Source organism: Brucella pituitosa, assembly GCF_965577835.1.
GTDB classification, from domain to species: Bacteria; Pseudomonadota; Alphaproteobacteria; order Rhizobiales; family Rhizobiaceae; genus Brucella; species Brucella pituitosa.
Genome location: NZ_OZ264092.1, coordinates 2,081,917 through 2,098,587 on the forward strand (window position 1 = coordinate 2,081,917; position 16,671 = coordinate 2,098,587).

Below are 16,671 nucleotides of genomic sequence, written 5' to 3' on the forward strand. Positions count from 1 at the left end.
AAGTATCCAAGCCAAAATTCGGCTTTATCGTTGTTGCGTGACGGTGGTCCTAGTATATCGTAAAGGAAGCAAACCTTATACGGAGCGACCTGTTTAATGACGGCCGATGATGCAATTTTCCTTGGTGCAAGCCGCAAACCAGATGATTCCTATCAGCAGCCTGAATATCTGGCGCTGAAATATGGGAACAGGCATGGGCTTGTAACCGGTGCAACAGGTACGGGTAAGACGGTGACATTGCAGGTCTTGGCCGAGAGTTTTTCGGCTGCAGGTGTTCCTGTTTTTTGCGCCGACATCAAAGGCGATCTTTCAGGCATTGCAGCAACAGGTATTGTCAATGACAACCTGACCAAGCGTGCAGCGGAAATTAAGCTTGAACCATATGAAATGCGGGCTTCTCCAGTCATTTTCTGGGATATTTTCGGCGAGCAGGGCCATCCGGTTCGTGCGACCATTTCCGAAATGGGACCACTGCTGCTTTCGCGCCTGATGAACCTCACGGATGCGCAGGAAGGTGTGCTTAATGTTGCCTTCCGTCTTGCCGACGAAGAAGGTCTGCTTCTGCTGGATTTGAAAGATCTGCAGGCAATGCTCACAGAAATGGCGGAGCGCTCAGCCGAACTCTCTGCAAAATACGGCAACGTCAACAAGGCGTCTGTCGGTGCAATCCAGCGTTCATTGCTCGTGCTCGATCAGCAGGGTGGTTCCAAGTTCTTTGGCGAACCGGCGCTGCGCATTGCTGACCTGATGCGCACTACGACCGACGGACGCGGTGTGATAAGTGTGCTTGCAGCGGATAAGCTGATGATGAGCCCGCGCCTTTATTCGACATTCCTGCTGTGGCTTATGTCTGAATTGTTCGAGGAATTGCCGGAAGTGGGCGATCCCGACAAACCGAGGCTCGTCTTCTTCTTCGATGAAGCGCATTTGCTGTTTGATGAAGCGCCGAAGGCACTGGTCGATCGTGTAGAGCAGGTGGTCCGCCTGATCCGCTCCAAGGGTGTCGGCGTGTATTTCGTGACACAGAACCCGCTCGATGTGCCTGAAACGGTTCTGGCACAACTTGGCAATCGTGTGCAGCACGCACTGCGCGCTTACACGCCGCGTGAAACGAATGCGGTGAAGACGGCAGCCGATACGTTCCGGCCAAATCCGGATTTCAAGACGTTTGAGGCGATTACCAGTCTTGCAACCGGTGAAGCACTGATTTCGACATTGCAGGCCAAAGGTGTGCCGTCGATGGTGCAGCGCACATTGATCCGTCCGCCATCGTCGCGAATTGGACCATTGACGCCAGATGAGCGTGCAAAAGTTATCGCGGCGAGCCCTGTTTCCGGCCAATACGATCAGACTGTCGATCGTGATTCTGCATTTGAAATGCTGGCCAGAAAGGCGCAGGCAGCCGCGGCAGCACAGCAGAAGACCAAGGAAGAAGAATCCGGAGAAGGTGGCAGTATTCTCGGTGATCTGGTTGGAACTGCATTGGGAACGGGGCGCCGTTCAGGACGTCAGACTGTTGCTGAGACTGCGATGAAGTCGGTGGTTCGGTCTGTCAGCAACTCACTCGGACGCGCGCTGGTTCGCGGTATTTTGGGTAGTTTCAAACGCTAAAGCATGTCGCGGAAAAGTGGGGACCGGTTTTCCGTTAACGACATGCGTAAAAACGAAGACTTAAAGCGCGTCGTCTGGGTGTAATCAAACGCGAAGTGCTTTAAGAACGCGACGTGATATAAAAGAGAAAGCCCCCATAAAGGGGGCTTTTTCATTTGTTCATTAGAAATCAATTCAGACTACATAACCAGAATAGGCGACTTCGCAGGTACGCGATTATAGAGGTCGATAATGTCCTGGTTCATCAGGCGTACGCAGCCCGACGACACGGCTTTGCCGATCGACCACCATTCAGGATTACCGTGCAGGCGGTAGATCGTGTCTTTACCGTCTTTGAAGATGTAGAGTGCGCGCGCGCCGAGTGGGTTCTTGAGACCTGGAGCCATGCCGCCATTGCGTGAGCTATATGGCTCGAGCTCTGGCTGACGGGCGACCATCTCATCCGGTGGCGTCCAGCGTGGCCATTCGCGCTTGTACTGTATGACTGCGCGGCCCGACCATGCAAACCCGTCGCGGCCAATGCCGACGCCGTAACGCATTGCCTGACCATTGCCGAGTACCAGATAGAGGAACCGGTTGGTGGTATCGACAACGATCGTGCCCGGCATTTCGCCTGTCGGATCCTGAACGACCTGGCGCAAGAAGCGCTTGTCCATTTTCTGGATCGGAATGGCAGGAAGCTGAAAGCCATTGTCTTCCACTGCAGCATACATTGATGCCCAGCTTCCGTATGAGGCATCGACGTTCGCCTGCGGTGTCCTGTTAATAGGATTGCCCGAAGCATCCACATCGACAATTGGAACATTCTGCCCCAACTGAGCACAACCGGCGAGGCCGGCCGCCGCTGTTGCTGTCATGGCCGTAAGAAAAGAACGGCGGGTAAGGGTGGTGTGCATATGAAAACCAGATTAGTGACGGGAGGAGCTACAGATACAACGGTTAGGGTTAATGAAGTGCGACCAACCCGTTGCTTTGATCGCAAGTTGCGGTGTTTCAGTAATGCTGAACACTTTTTGTTCGGCGATTTGTGGGGGCAAAACGCCCCATAAATGTGGCCTCCCGCCGGTCGGAATAAGGCCTAAACGTGGCTAATACGATGGGATATCCCTCGTGTTGCCGCTGCGACACAATTTTGATCGCAACAGACCGTTATTGCATGAAGTTGCCCGTTCAAGTTTTAGTGAGATTCAATCAAGGAGCTGAAGGCTCGGCAGAATAAGAGCAGGCGGATGTTGCTTATACTCGTCGGGCTGGTTGGATCGATTGATCCAGACGGAGCGCATTCCGAATCGCGCAGCACCTGCAACATCCCATCGATTGGATGACTGAAACGAGATTGCAGATGGGTAGAGCCGCCATTGTGTGGTGACAAGTTCATAGACGGCGGGTGCGGTTTTATAGCGCTGTACAGTGTCTACAGAGATTACGTCGTCGAGCAGAACATCAAGCGCTGATGATTTAACAGCTGCCTCCAACATGGCCGGTGAGCCATTGGAGAGAATAGCCAAACGCGCGCCACGGCTTTTAAGGTTTTTGAGTGCAACCGGCACTTCAGGATAACAGTCGAGTTTCCAGTAGGCGTCGAGAAGATCGCTACGAAGGGTAGGGTCTACGGAAGGATATCGCGCAAAAGCAAAATCCAGAGCTTCTTCTGTCAGCGCCCAGAAGTCTTTGTAGGCCCCCATAAGGCTTAGAACCCACGAATATTCCAGCTGCTTGGCGCGCCAAAGTTCCGAGAATAAACGACCATCAGGTCCGGTTTTATCCTCATGTTTACGCACGGCTGAGTGCACATCGAACAATGTGCCATAAGCGTCGAAAACATAAGAATTATAGGACACCGATTTTCTCCGTTCGTGCATCAATCTCAAAAAAAGTAAAGTGGACCTTATCCTTATGCAATTTCAATAAAAATTCATTGCGATGAGCCGCGAATTTAGAATATGCGCCATTGCCGCCCGAGGCGTTGCGGCCTATGTAAGTTGCGCACGCAAGTTTCAGGGTATGTATTCGCTCTGCCCCCAGTAGCTGCCTAATGCAAGCTGAAAGACAAAGAGGAGAGTTCCAATGGCTTTTGAACTGCCCGCCCTTCCGTACGATTATGACGCACTTGCTCCGTTCATGTCGCGCGAAACGCTCGAATTCCACCACGACAAGCACCATCAGGCATATGTTACCAATGGTAATAAGTTGCTTGAAGGTTCCGGCCTTGAAGGCAAGAGCCTCGAAGAAATCGTCAAGGAAAGCTTTGGCAAGAATCAGGCGCTCTTCAACAATGCAGGCCAGCACTACAACCATCTCCATTTCTGGAACTGGATGAAGAAAGACGGTGGCGGCAAGAAGCTGCCAGGCAAGCTTGAAAAGGCAGTTGAATCCGATCTCGGCGGCTATGACAAATTCCGCGAAGACTTCATCGCTGCCGGTGCTGGTCAGTTCGGTTCGGGCTGGGCATGGCTTTCGGTTAAGAACGGCAAGCTCGAAATCTCGAAGACTGCAAACGGTGAAAGCCCGCTGGTTCATGGCGCAACGCCAATCCTCGGCGTCGACGTATGGGAGCATTCCTATTACATCGATTACCGTAATGCGCGTCCGAAGTATCTTGAAGCTTTTGTCGATAGCCTCGTCAACTGGGACTACGTGCTTGAGCTTTACGAAAAGGCATAATCTGCCGCGTCAGTCGTAGGTATGAGAACCCCGCGAGAGCGGGGTTTTTCTTTGTTTAAATTTATGATTTCACACAAACATGATTAACATAATCATGAATTATATTCGTTGTAGCTATGATAAGGCAGAATATCAGAAATAATAAACAATAGTATTTCAATCATGTTTTTCACATTCTCGTGAAGTGCCTGTAATAATCGATATAACCTCTGTGTGTTACTTTTGATAGTTGGGGTTTGTTCGATGCCTTTGTTGCAATGGTGGTGATTGTATCGGATATTTGTACCAAGGAACGAATTTTGTTCAATTTTTAGATGCGGAGGACCATATGCGTTCATTTTTCCTTGCTGTCAGTTCAGTTGCGATTTTGACTGCCAGCGTGGCTCATGCCGATGTGATTGCAGACCGTCAGGCGATCATGAAGGATATGGGGCGTTCTGTTGGACAGCTCGCGCCGATGGTCAAAGGCGAGAAGCCTTTCGATGCTGCTACCGCTCTGGCTGCACTTGAGAAGCTGGATGCTGACGCCAAGAAATTAGACGTCGATACGCTGTTCCCGGCAGGGTCCGATCAAGGCGATACAGAAGCTTCGCCCAAGATTTGGGAAAACAAGGAAGATTTCGTCAAGCACGTTGAAAAGTTCCGCTCCGACGCTGCCGCAGCGCTTGCCGCAAAGCCGCAGGATCTTGATGCGTTGAAGCCAGCATTCCAGCAAGTCGCTGCCAATTGCGGTTCATGCCATCAAGTCTATCGTGCGAAAAAGAACTGATAAGAGCATTTGAGCCAAAAGTGCGAAGCAGTTTTGCGTCGAATAATGCGTAAACTAAAGGGATAGAGCGGTTTCTATTTAAACAGAAACCGCTCTGGCAGAAGAATGGTCCGTAAACTCGCATATGCCGCAGGTGCTGTATTCATCATTGGTGCTGCTGCCTTCTGGGTGCTGACGACGCCTCAGACGGTGGATCAGTCGGTGATTGCATCTTTGCAGCCGGGTGACGCTACCAAGGGCGAGCAGGTGTTCTGGGCAGGGGGCTGTGCTTCCTGTCATGCTGCTCCCGGTGCGTCGGGTGACGACCGCAAGGTGCTTGCGGGTGGGCATGAACTGGTTTCGGATTTTGGCACATTCATCGCACCGAACATTTCTCCGTCAGAGCAAGGTATCGGTAACTGGACCTTGCATGATTTTGCCAACGCAATGCTGAAAGGCGTGGGACGAGGTGGAGAGCATCTTTATCCGTCTTTCCCTTATACGTCTTACGCCAAAATGCAGCCGCAGGACGTTGCCGACCTCTTTGCTTACATGAAGACCTTGCCAACTTCTGACAATGTGGCGGCGCCGCATAAACTGGGATTTCCCTTCACGATCCGTCGTGGATTGGGGCTTTGGAAGCAGCTCTATCTTTCGCACAAACTAGTTGTGGACCTTGCAAACGCATCCGATCAGGTGAAGCGTGGCCAGTATCTGACAGAAGCGCTCGGCCACTGCGGCGAATGCCATACCCCACGCAACATTATTGGTGGACTTGATACCAAGCAATGGATGGCTGGAGCGCTATCGCCGGAAACCGGTAGCGATGGCCGTAAAGGCATTGTTCCCAATATTACCACAGGCGAGGGTGGTATCGGTGAGTGGGGCGAGAACGATATCGCCTATGCATTGCAAAGCGGTTTCACGCCAGATTTCGATTCACTGGGCGGATCAATGGCGGATGTCGTTGCCAACATGGCGCATTTGACGGATGCTGATCGTGCGGCAATTGCTGCGTATCTCAAAGCCATTCCAGCGCATAAGAATGGCTATCCGCCGAGATGACCGTAAAAGATCAGTCCGTTCTGATCTCTTCCAGCCCAAGCTCCTTGATCATCGCTTGCCGCATGACGAATTTCTGTATCTTGCCAGTTACAGTCATGGGAAACTCATCCACGAAACGGACATGCGCCGGGATTTTGTAATGAGCGATGTGTTGCTTGCAGAATGCAATTAATTGTTCTTCACTAAGCTCTCGGTCTCGATGCAGCTTGATCCAAACGCAGATTATCTCACCGAATTTATTGTCTGGAACACCGAAAACCTGAGCATCGCTGATAGCCGGGTGGGTGAATAGAAATTCTTCGATCTCTCGCGGATAGATATTTTCACCACCGCGAATAATCAGATCCTTAATGCGTCCGACGATGTTGCAATAGCCTTCCGCGTCAATGGTTGCGAGATCGCCTGTATGCATCCATCCAGCATCGTCAATTGCTTCTGCAGAGGCGACGGCATCTGCCCAGTATCCACGCATGACGCTGTATCCGCGGGTCAGTAATTCGCCTTTCTCGCCGCGTGGTGCGATCTTGCCATCTGCATTGATAATTTTCACTTCGAGATGCGGATGAATGCGACCGACCGTCGAGACGCGCCTTTCCAGCGGGTCGGTCGTTGCACTTTGAAAACTGACCGGACTTGTTTCGGTCATGCCATAGGCAATGGTGATTTCACTCTGATGCATTTCACTGACCACCCGCCGCATGATCTCAATCGGGCACGGCGAACCAGCCATGATGCCGGTGCGCAGACTGGTGAGATCGAAACGCGAAAATTCCGGATGGTCGAGCATCGAAATGAACATGGTCGGCACGCCATGCAGGCCGGTACATTTCTCGTCTTCGACCGTTTGCAGTGTGAGCAGAGGATCGAAGCTGTCATTGGGAATGACCATGCAGGCGCCGTGTGTCACACAGGCCAGATTGCCCAGAACCATGCCGAAGCAGTGATAGAAAGGAACAGGAATACAAAGCCGATCCTGCTCACTGAGCCGCATCGCCTCGCCAATGAAGAAACCATTATTGAGAATATTGTGATGAGTGAGCGTCGCCCCTTTGGGGCTACCTGTGGTGCCACTGGTGAACTGGATATTAATCGGATCGTCAAATTGCAGCTCGTTTGCAAGTTGTAGCCGTTGTTTAATCGTGGTTGCGTTGCCGGAAGTTGCGACTTCATCAAAATTAAACATGCCAGTCGTCCGCTCTTCCCCCAGGCGAATGACGCAACGCAGCCCCGGTAAGTGCTCTGAGCTGAGATAGCCGGGCCGCGCATCACCAAGCTCTGGAACGATCGAGCGAAGAATTTCAATGTAATTGCTGGTTTTGAGGGAAGGGGTAAGGATAAGCGCTGCGCATTCGACCTTTGCCAGAACGTGCTTGAGTTCATGCGCGCGATAGGCTGGATTGATATTGACGAGAATAAGCCCCGCCTTCGCACTCGCGAACTGTGTGAGCAGCCATTCCACATTGTTGGGCGACCAGATGCCTATGCGCTCGCCGGGTTGGAGACCGATTGCAAGCAGTCCTTCGGCCAGCGCATCGGTACGGTTCTTCAATTCGTTATAGGTCAGTCGGATATTCTGGTGACGCACCACAACTGCCGGGCGGTTGGGATATTTCTCTGCTATCAGATCAAGATGGTTGCCGATGGTGTCGCCAATGAGTGGCGTTTCGTTTGCACCGTGAACGTAGCTCGCCTGCTGCATATATCCAATACTCCCAATCGATATGTCTGCACTTCTCGGACAGCATGACATTAAGATGGAGGACGGAAAATCACAGTTTTGTGGTTATAGTATTCGAGCCAAAAGTGCGATCCGGTCTTAAATAGATGTGCTCTAACGCTTTGTGCAACGCACCACCGTCGGCAGTCCGGCATTGGTGTATTTGCTCTGCATGGTATAGAGCCAGCCTTTGCACTCGGACAAGGTTTTGAAGCAGCGGAAGCGGTCGATGGGCACTAGCCCGTCTCCATCACTGACAAATGGGGAATCGTCCACGCCGCTGAACTGGCCGACGATAACGCCGCTGCCGCGCGGCGGTGTATTGCAACGCTGGCCCGCATATTCGCTGACGTTCTTGCGGACTTGTGCGCTGGCGGTTGTGACGGACGGCAAAGCAACAAGGGCGGAAACGATCAAACTCATTGAAGCTATTGAAACGGTGATGCCGGAACGTAACATGGGCTTCTCCCTTGATCCGAAGCTATTCAACTAAAGTGATTATACGACACTCTGGGAAGTTTTCTAAGCTCAAGTTTTCGTGCAAGTTCAGATGAATACTCACTAAATTAGTATATTGACTTTTCCTTTCACTGAAATTTTTTAGAAGAATATTGTATTTGTCTGGAGTATTTCTAGCAAAAACGAGAAGCGGTTTTGTTTGGTGGGTTGGGTATCTCGGCTAATCCCGAACAGAATATAGAAACCTGAAAATGAGAATTCCCGCCTAATAAAATCAGACGGGAATTCTCGGCGTTTTACTGTTCAAACCTTAAAAATTAAGCTTTGCCAACCACTTTCAGTGCAAAAACATAGGTGTAAGCAACTTCTTCAAGCCGCGAGAAACGACCTGACGCGCCAGCATGGCCTGCATCCATGTTGATGCGGAAGAGAACTGGATGATCATCGGTCTTGAGCTCACGCAGCTTGGCTACCCATTTTGCCGGTTCCCAATAGGTAACGCGTGGGTCGGTCAGGCCTGCCACAGCGAGTATGCGCGGATAGGCTTGCGAACTGACATTATCGTAAGGCGAATAGGCTGCAATATTGCGATAATCAGCCTCAGAGTTGATCGGATTTCCCCATTCAGGCCATTCCGGCGGTGTGAGTGGCAATGTGTCATCAAGCATGGTGTTGAGCACATCGACAAACGGAACTTCCGCGATGATACCGCCAAAAGCATCTGGTGCCATATTGGCAATCGCGCCCATCAGCATGCCTCCAGCCGAGCCACCATGTGCGACGATACGGTCATGGCTTGTGAAGCCTTCTTTGACGAGATGCTTTGCTGCGGCGATGAAATCCGTGAACGTATTGATTTTTGTTTCACGTTTGCCGTTTTCGTACCAGGCGAAGCCTTTGTCTTTGCCGCCGCGAATATGTGCGATGGCATAGATGAAGCCACGATCAACAAGCGAAAGCCGCGATGTGCTGAAACTTGCCGGAATGGTGATACCATAAGAGCCGTAGCCGTAGAGCAGACACGGTGCAGAGCCATCGAGCTTCGTGTCCTTATGATAAATCAGCGAGACAGGAACCAGTTCGCCATCCGCGGCCGGCGCAAGGATACGACGTGTTAAATAGTCTTCGATATTGTGGCCAGAAGGCACTTCCTGCGTTTTAAGCAGAACGCGTTCGCGCGTGCGCATGTTATAGTCGAAGAGTTGCTCCGGCGTCGTCATCGAGGAATATGAGAACCGGATTACTTCGGTGTCGTATTCAGCACTGCCATGCAGGCCGAGAGAATAAGCTTCTTCATCAAATGCGATAGCATGTTGTTCGCCGGTTTTACGATCGTGAATAACAATGCGCGGCAAGCCATTATCCCGCTCCATCCAGATCAGATGATGTTTGAAAGCGCCATGCGAAAGGATAAGACGCCCTGGAACTTCAGCGACGACTTCCTCCCAGTTTTCCGGCTGCGGTGCAGATGCTGGAGCGCGCATGATCTTAAAGTCTTTGGCGCCATCGACATTGGTCAGAATGAAAAATTCATCGCCACCGGGCGCGAGGTCGTATTCAACACCAGTCTTGCGCTCCATGACGAGCTGAGGCTTTGCAGCCGGATCATTTGCAGGCAACAGCCAGCATTCAGAGGTTTCGTGGTCGTGAATATCTATGAAAACATAATCGTCGAGTGAAGAACCGCCAACGCCCAGGAAAAAGCCAGGATCCTGTTCTTCATAGATCAGCTTATCCTGCGCTTGATCTGTGCCGATCTCGTGATAGAAAACCTTTGAAGGTCGATGGTTTTCATCCAGCAAAGTATAAAAGAAACCTTTGCCGTTCGCGTCCCAGGTGCCACCTCCATTGGTGTCGGTGAGTATATCTCCAAGGTCTGACATGGAGTTTAACTCGCGAACTCTGAGTTTATAAAACTCTGATCCCTTGTCGTCGTAACCCCAGATCAAACGATTGTGATCGGGCGAGTGGTCAGCTGAAGCGAGGCGGAAGTAAGCCTTGCCTTCTGCTTCCTTGTCGCCGTCGAGGAGAATGGTTTCCGCACCGCCATCGCGTGGCGTGCGAATGAAATAAGGCTGCTCACCACCGGTTCGATAAGAAACGCCATAAGCAAACGGGCCGTCTTTTGACGGAATGGATGAATCGTCTTCCTTGATGCGACCGCGCATCTCAGCAAAAAGCTGCTTCTGGAGCGCATCCGTGTCCTGCATCAAAGCCGATTGATAGGCATTTTCAGCCTCCAGATGCGTGCGAATTTCAGGCGCGAGAACCGATGGATCTTTGAATACTTCCTGCCAGTTATCTGCGCGTAACCATGCATAATCATCGATGCGGGTAATACCGTGACGGGTATCCTTCGCTGGATGCTTCGGTGCTTTGGGGGGCTGAGGAAAATTGGTGTCGTGTGGCATGTAAAATCCAGTAAAAAGCAAATGAAATCAGTCCGAACCGTTGAAGAGGTCCGGACTGTAAGAGCTAAGTTATCAGTCCTGATCGAAGATCAATGCGTTTCCGTTCATGCAATAGCGGAGACCTGTTGGTGCTGGGCCGTCAGGGAAAACATGCCCCAGATGTGCATCGCAGTCGGAACAGCGAATTTCGGTGCGGGTCATGCCATAGGAATGATCTTCAAAGGCAGCCACGGCATCCGGTTCGATTGGTTGATAGAAGCTTGGCCATCCGGTCCCGGATTCGTATTTTGCTTCCGATTTATACAACGGGCGATCACAGCAAACGCAGCGATAAATACCATGCAGGGAACTGTCGAAGTTGGGGCTGGAGAATGCACGTTCAGTGCCATGCTGACGGGTGATCTGGTACTGGATCGGCGTAAGTTGCTCGCGCCATTCCGCATCAGTCTTTATAACCTTCAATGTGCGGGATTTATCGGCAGAGTTAGACATTTATATCTCCTCTCTTGTGCGAAGCCATGTGGATTGGACAGACGCACAGTGCAAATTAGGCATAAACTCTTCAATACACTACTAAATTGCTTGTGCATCTGAATGCCGGCATGTGCTCTATGGTTCGTAGCGATTATATAGTTGGTGGATAAGCCAAATGCGAGCTGATCTGAATGAAATATATTTTAATTATGCCTTTTTGCTGCCCGACTCCCTATTCAATGTCGCAATCAATAAATTGTGTTTGCAGTGGCGGTGGTAAATAGACTTGGCAGAAAAAAACTATTGCTTATGTGTGAGCTACAAATTAAGGAAGCGGCGGAAAAGAGATGCTCATCCCCCTATACTCGAGAATAAATGACAGAGCTGACAACAGCGCCGAATGCGTTTGGCTAGTTTGAATAGCGCTTCACGTTTTGTGTTTAAGTACACTGTATTTGCACATCCAAGAAGAATTCAATTCTGTTAATGTAATGTGGTTTGACAATTCTATTGCAAATGGCACTATTCATTGATACTTGCATCGCCGAATGAGTTGGGCAGGGCATAAGAATTTCGCGTAGACGGCAATCGGTTCTGAGAGCTGCAGTCTGCTTGAGCTAAAGCAAAGACAAAAAAAGGAAAAACAATGGAAAACCCTGAAATCTTCGACGAGAGCGCAGAATTGCTTCTCAGCCTTACTGCTGATGTTGTTGCTGCCTATGTCGGAAACAACTCCATTCGTGCGAGCGAACTACCTCTCCTGATTTCGGAAGTGCATTCTGCTTTCAAGCGTCACGTTGAGCGTGAAGAAGCTCCGGTCGTTGTTGAAAAGCCGAAGCCAGCAGTCAATCCTAAGAAGTCAGTTACTGACGATTATATCATCTGTCTGGAAGACGGTAAGAAGTTCAAGTCGCTTAAGCGTCACCTGATGACCCACTACAGCATGACCCCTGAACAGTACCGTGAAAAGTGGGATCTTGATCCTAACTATCCAATGGTTGCTCCTAACTATGCAGCAGCACGTTCGCGTCTTGCAAAGAAGATGGGCTTGGGCCGCAAGCCTAAGGACGCGTAATCGAATCTGATTCAATCAGATCGGCGCTCTGATTTTGGCCCGGAAAGCATGGATTTTCTACATGCGTTCCGGGCCATTATTTTATGCTTGTTCATTTTTTGTGGGCATTCGGCGTATATTCCTCCCGCCGAGGCGGTCGAATGCCTGTTTTAAGGCGATATGGCGGTTGAGATCATAACTCCAGTGACTGTTGACGCCTTTCAGACGTTCGCGTTCGATCAGCCGACCGAGCTTTGTCTGCGCCTGTATCCGCTCTGCTTCCGGTGCGTTTAATAACTTATCCATATCAATCCCGGCGATCATTTGCAGTGCCACGCGCTGCATCGCGCATATTCGCTCTTCTTTTCTCGCAGCCAGAAAATTTATGCTCGCTTCTTTCAGTGCAATTGCCCTCATTTTGATCCTCGTCAGTTTGTTGCGCGTTCTGTGAGAGGATCGCTCATGTTCGATGTTGTTGGATAAGATTCCTATTTAATATGATTGCAGTGGATATATGCCCCGCTTCACGTTGTAAAAAACTTATCCACGCTTGCAATTTTCTCACTATAAGAAGATATTCCTATTACGGTGAGGAAAGATGAATGTCTTTGGAACTAACAGATATCATCCATACCCGGGCTGAGGCTCTTGAGGTTTTAAAAGTGATCGCAACGCGACACGGACGAGCACTCAAGATCGATAATTCTGGTCGTGCGTTGGGGCGAAGGCGTCAGGAAAAAAGCGTGGAACTCTGTGACGCTCTGATTGATCTGTTGTCCGCATATTTTGCTGTTAGCGGTGCAGAACTGCGCTCGCCCTTGCGATGCAGAAGGGAGGTGGCGCAAGTCAGGCAGTTGGGGATGTACCTTGCACACACGTCGTTCGGAATGGTGATGAGCGAAGTCGCGGTCGGGTTTGCCCGGGATCGCACTACGGTCATGTATGCCTGCCATCTGGTGGAGGACAGGCGTGATGACGAAGATTACGATGCCATAGTTTCCAAGCTGGAAAAGATGGTCGGTCTGGGATTCTCTGCTTGGAGGATGGCAGCATGAGCGATGTGTTTTCGACTTCGGAAGCCAGAATCCTGCGCTTTCTTAAGCACGGTGGATGTGATGTTCAGGATTCTGTACGTGAAACGCACGTCTTGCTTGTGGGAGAGCAGGGAACAATCGCTGCAACGCGTGTAGAACTCGAGGCGATGCAGAAACGCGGCATTTTGCTCTGCGACGGGCAGCGGATAGTGATCTCTGGGGCTGCACGTAAGACTGCGAGTAAAAACATAAAAACTGCACGGAAGACGGAAACGGTCGAATTTGAGCATGGGGAAAGGATCGAAATCAATCCGTCTGAATCTCCTCTGGCCAAGCTTTATCGTCTGCGCAATGGCGATGGCGAGAGTTTTATTTCTGACGATGAATTTCGTGCAGGCGAGCGATTGCGCGCTGATTTTACACGCGGCTCCATGATGCCGTCAATTTCCGCGCGATGGGATGTCGGCATCCGTAACTCATCGCGGTCGGGCCCAGGCGGAATGGCCGAACTCACGGATATTGCGCTTGCAAGTCGGATGCGGGTTGAGCGAGCGCTGGAAGCAGTCGGACCGGAGTTGAGCGGTGTCCTGATCGATGTGTGTTGTTTTCTGAAAGGGCTTGAGACCGTAGAGCGGGAACGTCAGTGGCCGGTGCGGTCAGGAAAAATGCTGCTTAAGACAGGTCTCGCCATGCTGCACAGGCATTACAGTCCACAGGCACAAGAACGGCGATCTCCTGAGGTTTTGCATTGGGGTGCGACCGACTATCGACCAACTGCTCACCCAAATCAGAGCTGAATTAGAGCGTATCCCGAAAAGTGTGCAACGGTTTTTGGATAAGCTGCGCGGATTGACTGCATTGACCTATCCAGAAGTTTGAATAAGAAGACGTCAAATACCGGGGGTAAAAATGCAAAGCAGTCAGCAAAATCTGGAACGAGTTCTGTCAAAGCTGGAGGCGCGTGCAGGTGACGAACAGGTGTTCGGCACGGTCTATGCAGATGGAGCACGTGCTGAGGCTGATGCATCAGACAGACGCCTGAAAGAAGGGCGCTCGCTCGGCCCGCTCGACGGACGAATTGTTTCGATCAAGGATTTGTTCGATGTGAGAGGGGAGCCGACATTAGCGGGTTCCGTCATTCGCAAATCGGCTTTGCATGCGAATAACGACGCAGTCGTCGTTCAGAGGCTGAAAGACGCCGGTGCAGTCATTGTTGGCAAAACCCATATGACAGAGTTTGCTTTTACTGCGGTCGGATTAAACCCGCATTACGGCGTGCCGGGTAATGCGATTGATTCAAGCCGGGTTCCCGGTGGTTCCTCCTCGGGCGCTGCGGTTTCTGCGGCTGAAGGTACCAGCGAGATAGCAATCGGCTCCGATACGGGCGGCTCCATTCGCATCCCTGCGGCTCTGAATGGCTTGGTAGGCTTTAAACCAACCGCCCGTCGCATTCCGCTGGATGGCGCTTTTCCGCTGACGCCCGCTCTTGATTCAATCGGACCTTTGGCCAAAACGGTCGCCGACTGCATTCTCGCGGATGCTGTGATGGCGGGTGAAGCGCCGATTCTGCCAGAGGCAGCATCGTTAGGTGGACTGACTGTGGGATTGCCAAAAGGCCTGCTTTTGTCGGAGTTGGAACCAGAGGTAACTGCTGCATTCAACTCGGCAATTTCGGTTCTGACCGCAGCAGGCCTGCGGGTCGTTGAGCTGGAACTGGATGATCTCATTCTTCAACTGCGCGATGCGACGCGCATTGGTTCGATTGTAGGTATCGCAGCCAGTCGTATTCATGCCGAAACATGGCTCAAAGATCCAGACGCGAATGTCGATGACAGGGTAAAGCATACGCTTGCAAAGCGGTTGGGCGTCTCGGATGAGGACTTCGCAGCATTGATGCAGACGAGAACACGGCTCGCATATGAAATGGAACAACGGCTAACTGGCATTGATTTTTTTGTGACGCCGACAACGCCGATTGTTGCGCCAACAATTGCATCGGTCAGCGACAATTCTGCCGAATATGACCGCGTTGAGAGCCTATTGTTGCGAAATACGCAAATTGCCAATCAATTTGATCTTTGCAGCATAACGCTGCCGCTGCCTGTTACGGGGTTACCGGTCGGTCTGATGATGACGGCACGCCATGGAACCGACAGGCAATTGCTGTCCGCAGCACTGTCGGTTGAACGCTTGTTAGGCTGAAACTTTGAGCGCTTCGGCATCACGGCGAATACGCGCGACCATGGAACGCAAACCGTTGGAGCGCTGCGGTGTGAGATGCTCATCAAGTCCAAGCTTTTTGAGCACTTCCTCCGGATCAGACGATACGATTTCTGAAGCCTTACGACCTGAATAGAAGGCGAGCACGATTGCAACCAGACCGCGCACAATATGCGCATCAGAATCGCCCAGAAATTCAATAACCGGATCATCACCTTCATGCGGAATGGTCTTGAGCCACACTTGGCTGACACAGCCCTGCACTTTGTGAGCAGCATCGCGGGCATCGTCTGGATAGGCTGGTAATTCCTTGCCGAGATCAATCACATAACGATAGCGGTCTTCCCAATCGTCGAGAAATTCGAAGTCGGAGATGATGCTGTCGATGGTGGTAGTCATGATACTTGCCCGAAATCCATTTGGTATATGCGGCCTATATAGTGACAAAAGCCGCAAACGTCACGGAAAACCGTTAGTTCTTTGTAGGAATTGCGCTGGTTCGATAATGCTTAGGAATAATAGTTAGAGCGGTTCCGACGATTCAATCTTAGCTGGAACCGCTTTAAGCGTACGCAGTGCCACTGAGCGCGGTGTGGGAATCGGAACAATGTGTGACGAGCTTGATGTCGGCTCGGCTGGCAGCTCTTGTTTCGCGACAATGGGCACAACTGGATCAGATGATTGCTGTTTTGTGCCGAAACGGTCGCTCAGATATTCGAGTATGCCGCCGCTACGTTCGAGCATTCCACTTGCGGCGCTGGAAAGAAATGATGTTCCGTTCTCACAGAACGAAGGGTTGTTTACACAGAGCTTGCCGATTTCCAACGCTGTTTTGCCATTGGCCAATAGCTGATCAACGGAGTCGGGCTCGCCTTTGGCCTGAACCGAAGCCTTTTGAGGCGTTGTTTTTTCGTCCGCAGGAAAGAAGTGCGGCATTACCATGAATGCCAGCGACAGCCAGATTGCGGATTTGATGAGAAAACGGATCATTACGCTCGGGGTTTGTTGGCCGGGATTGGTGGGATCATTGTCCTCTCAATTTGAAAAGATTCCGTAACCAAGTGGTTAGAGCCTGTCAGGAGCGGTTGTCATAGGCGCGAGAGAGCCTCCAGCGTGTCGATATCCACCATCTGTTTACCATAGCGGAAAAACTCGGGCTCCGATCTGTCAGATTCTGCATAGAGACGTTCAAGATGCTCTCGCTTTATCGTTTC

The 16,671-nt window shown here is 51.1% G+C and carries 17 protein-coding genes; 8 read left to right on the forward strand and 9 right to left on the reverse strand.

What is annotated here, in order from left to right; genetic code table 11:
• Positions 1-96 precede the first annotated feature (96 nt).
• Positions 97-1,611 carry a helicase HerA-like C-terminal domain-containing protein gene (locus tag ACSME1_RS10015; RefSeq protein WP_024897247.1) on the forward strand — a complete coding sequence of 505 codons (1,515 nt, stop codon included), beginning with the start codon at positions 97-99 and terminating at the stop codon, positions 1,609-1,611.
• A gap of 179 nt (positions 1,612-1,790) precedes the next feature.
• Here ACSME1_RS10015 and ACSME1_RS10020 read toward each other — a convergent pair whose 3' ends face one another.
• Together ACSME1_RS10020 and ACSME1_RS10025 are read right to left on the reverse strand one after the other, a co-directional pair.
• A complete protein-coding gene (locus ACSME1_RS10020; protein WP_024897248.1) occupies positions 1,791-2,507 on the reverse strand; it encodes a L,D-transpeptidase in 717 nt (238 codons plus the stop codon).
• Between the two features lie 291 nt (positions 2,508-2,798).
• Complete coding sequence (locus tag ACSME1_RS10025; protein WP_105705302.1) at positions 2,799-3,452, reverse strand: haloacid dehalogenase type II; 654 nt, start codon at positions 3,450-3,452, stop codon at positions 2,799-2,801.
• Positions 3,453-3,678: 226 nt separating this feature from the next.
• On the opposite strand from ACSME1_RS10025, the gene ACSME1_RS10030 reads away from it, so the two are divergent.
• From ACSME1_RS10030 to ACSME1_RS10040, 3 genes are all read left to right on the forward strand, one after another.
• Complete coding sequence (locus ACSME1_RS10030) at positions 3,679-4,275, forward strand: superoxide dismutase (RefSeq protein WP_007874131.1); 597 nt, start codon at positions 3,679-3,681, stop codon at positions 4,273-4,275.
• Between the two features lie 328 nt (positions 4,276-4,603).
• A complete protein-coding gene (locus ACSME1_RS10035; RefSeq protein WP_024897250.1) occupies positions 4,604-5,044 on the forward strand; it encodes a c-type cytochrome in 441 nt (146 codons plus the stop codon).
• Positions 5,045-5,149: 105 nt separating this feature from the next.
• Positions 5,150-6,088 carry a cytochrome c gene (locus tag ACSME1_RS10040; protein ID WP_024897251.1) on the forward strand — a complete coding sequence of 313 codons (939 nt, stop codon included), beginning with the start codon at positions 5,150-5,152 and terminating at the stop codon, positions 6,086-6,088.
• Positions 6,089-6,098: 10 nt separating this feature from the next.
• Here ACSME1_RS10040 and ACSME1_RS10045 read toward each other — a convergent pair whose 3' ends face one another.
• From ACSME1_RS10045 to msrB, 4 genes are all read right to left on the reverse strand, one after another.
• Entirely contained in the window at positions 6,099-7,787 is a 1,689-nt protein-coding gene (locus ACSME1_RS10045) for an AMP-binding protein (RefSeq protein WP_105705300.1), read from the reverse strand.
• Between the two features lie 132 nt (positions 7,788-7,919).
• Complete coding sequence (locus ACSME1_RS10050) at positions 7,920-8,228, reverse strand: hypothetical protein (RefSeq protein WP_435654954.1); 309 nt, start codon at positions 8,226-8,228, stop codon at positions 7,920-7,922.
• Positions 8,229-8,581: 353 nt separating this feature from the next.
• Positions 8,582-10,675, reverse strand: a complete 2,094-nt coding sequence (locus ACSME1_RS10055) for a S9 family peptidase (RefSeq protein WP_105705296.1) — start codon at positions 10,673-10,675, stop codon at positions 8,582-8,584.
• A gap of 72 nt (positions 10,676-10,747) precedes the next feature.
• Positions 10,748-11,167, reverse strand: a complete 420-nt coding sequence (gene msrB, locus ACSME1_RS10060; protein WP_024897255.1) for a peptide-methionine (R)-S-oxide reductase MsrB — start codon at positions 11,165-11,167, stop codon at positions 10,748-10,750.
• A gap of 628 nt (positions 11,168-11,795) precedes the next feature.
• Between msrB and ACSME1_RS10065 the strand changes: the two genes are divergently transcribed.
• Positions 11,796-12,224, forward strand: coding sequence for a MucR family transcriptional regulator (locus tag ACSME1_RS10065; protein WP_024897256.1), 429 nt, complete (start codon positions 11,796-11,798; stop codon positions 12,222-12,224).
• A gap of 81 nt (positions 12,225-12,305) precedes the next feature.
• Here ACSME1_RS10065 and ACSME1_RS10070 read toward each other — a convergent pair whose 3' ends face one another.
• Positions 12,306-12,620, reverse strand: coding sequence for a cytoplasmic protein (locus tag ACSME1_RS10070; RefSeq protein ID WP_105705295.1), 315 nt, complete (start codon positions 12,618-12,620; stop codon positions 12,306-12,308).
• Between the two features lie 191 nt (positions 12,621-12,811).
• On the opposite strand from ACSME1_RS10070, the gene ACSME1_RS10075 reads away from it, so the two are divergent.
• The 3 genes from ACSME1_RS10075 to ACSME1_RS10085 all read left to right on the forward strand — a co-directional run bounded on the left by ACSME1_RS10075 (position 12,812) and on the right by ACSME1_RS10085 (position 15,439).
• The gene (locus ACSME1_RS10075) at positions 12,812-13,258 is read left to right on the forward strand and encodes a helix-turn-helix domain-containing protein (RefSeq protein ID WP_024897258.1); all 447 of its coding nucleotides are present in this window, start codon (positions 12,812-12,814) and stop codon (positions 13,256-13,258) included.
• On the forward strand, positions 13,255-14,034 hold the full coding sequence (locus ACSME1_RS10080) for a DUF6456 domain-containing protein (RefSeq protein WP_024897259.1): 780 nt from the start codon (positions 13,255-13,257) through the stop codon (positions 14,032-14,034). Before ACSME1_RS10075 ends, ACSME1_RS10080 begins: the two co-directional genes overlap by 4 nt.
• A 112-nt stretch (positions 14,035-14,146) precedes the next feature.
• Entirely contained in the window at positions 14,147-15,439 is a 1,293-nt protein-coding gene (locus ACSME1_RS10085) for an amidase (RefSeq protein ID WP_024897260.1), read from the forward strand.
• Here ACSME1_RS10085 and ACSME1_RS10090 read toward each other — a convergent pair.
• Entirely contained in the window at positions 15,431-15,856 is a 426-nt protein-coding gene (locus ACSME1_RS10090; RefSeq protein WP_024897261.1) for a SufE family protein, read from the reverse strand. The genes ACSME1_RS10085 and ACSME1_RS10090 overlap by 9 nt on opposite strands.
• Positions 15,857-15,979: 123 nt before the next feature.
• Positions 15,980-16,447 carry a hypothetical protein gene (locus ACSME1_RS10095; protein ID WP_024897262.1) on the reverse strand — a complete coding sequence of 156 codons (468 nt, stop codon included), beginning with the start codon at positions 16,445-16,447 and terminating at the stop codon, positions 15,980-15,982.
• Positions 16,448-16,671 lie beyond the last annotated feature (224 nt).

What these genes read in the sequence shown, in the direction of transcription:
- ACSME1_RS10015 (WP_024897247.1), top strand. Translation starts at nt 97, where the DNA reads ATGACGGCCGATGATGCAATTTTCCTTGGTGCAAGCCGCAAACCAGAT.
- ACSME1_RS10020 (WP_024897248.1), bottom strand. Translation starts at nt 2,507, where the DNA reads ATGCACACCACCCTTACCCGCCGTTCTTTTCTTACGGCCATGACAGCA.
- ACSME1_RS10030 (WP_007874131.1), top strand. Translation starts at nt 3,679, where the DNA reads ATGGCTTTTGAACTGCCCGCCCTTCCGTACGATTATGACGCACTTGCT.
- ACSME1_RS10035 (WP_024897250.1), top strand. Translation starts at nt 4,604, where the DNA reads ATGCGTTCATTTTTCCTTGCTGTCAGTTCAGTTGCGATTTTGACTGCC.
- ACSME1_RS10040 (WP_024897251.1), top strand. Translation starts at nt 5,150, where the DNA reads ATGGTCCGTAAACTCGCATATGCCGCAGGTGCTGTATTCATCATTGGT.
- ACSME1_RS10045 (WP_105705300.1), bottom strand. Translation starts at nt 7,787, where the DNA reads ATGCAGCAGGCGAGCTACGTTCACGGTGCAAACGAAACGCCACTCATT.
- ACSME1_RS10050 (WP_435654954.1), bottom strand. Translation starts at nt 8,228, where the DNA reads ATGAGTTTGATCGTTTCCGCCCTTGTTGCTTTGCCGTCCGTCACAACC.
- ACSME1_RS10055 (WP_105705296.1), bottom strand. Translation starts at nt 10,675, where the DNA reads ATGCCACACGACACCAATTTTCCTCAGCCCCCCAAAGCACCGAAGCAT.
- msrB (WP_024897255.1), bottom strand. Translation starts at nt 11,167, where the DNA reads ATGTCTAACTCTGCCGATAAATCCCGCACATTGAAGGTTATAAAGACT.
- ACSME1_RS10065 (WP_024897256.1), top strand. Translation starts at nt 11,796, where the DNA reads ATGGAAAACCCTGAAATCTTCGACGAGAGCGCAGAATTGCTTCTCAGC.
- ACSME1_RS10070 (WP_105705295.1), bottom strand. Translation starts at nt 12,620, where the DNA reads ATGAGGGCAATTGCACTGAAAGAAGCGAGCATAAATTTTCTGGCTGCG.
- ACSME1_RS10080 (WP_024897259.1), top strand. Translation starts at nt 13,255, where the DNA reads ATGAGCGATGTGTTTTCGACTTCGGAAGCCAGAATCCTGCGCTTTCTT.
- ACSME1_RS10085 (WP_024897260.1), top strand. Translation starts at nt 14,147, where the DNA reads ATGCAAAGCAGTCAGCAAAATCTGGAACGAGTTCTGTCAAAGCTGGAG.
- ACSME1_RS10090 (WP_024897261.1), bottom strand. Translation starts at nt 15,856, where the DNA reads ATGACTACCACCATCGACAGCATCATCTCCGACTTCGAATTTCTCGAC.
- ACSME1_RS10095 (WP_024897262.1), bottom strand. Translation starts at nt 16,447, where the DNA reads ATGATCCGTTTTCTCATCAAATCCGCAATCTGGCTGTCGCTGGCATTC.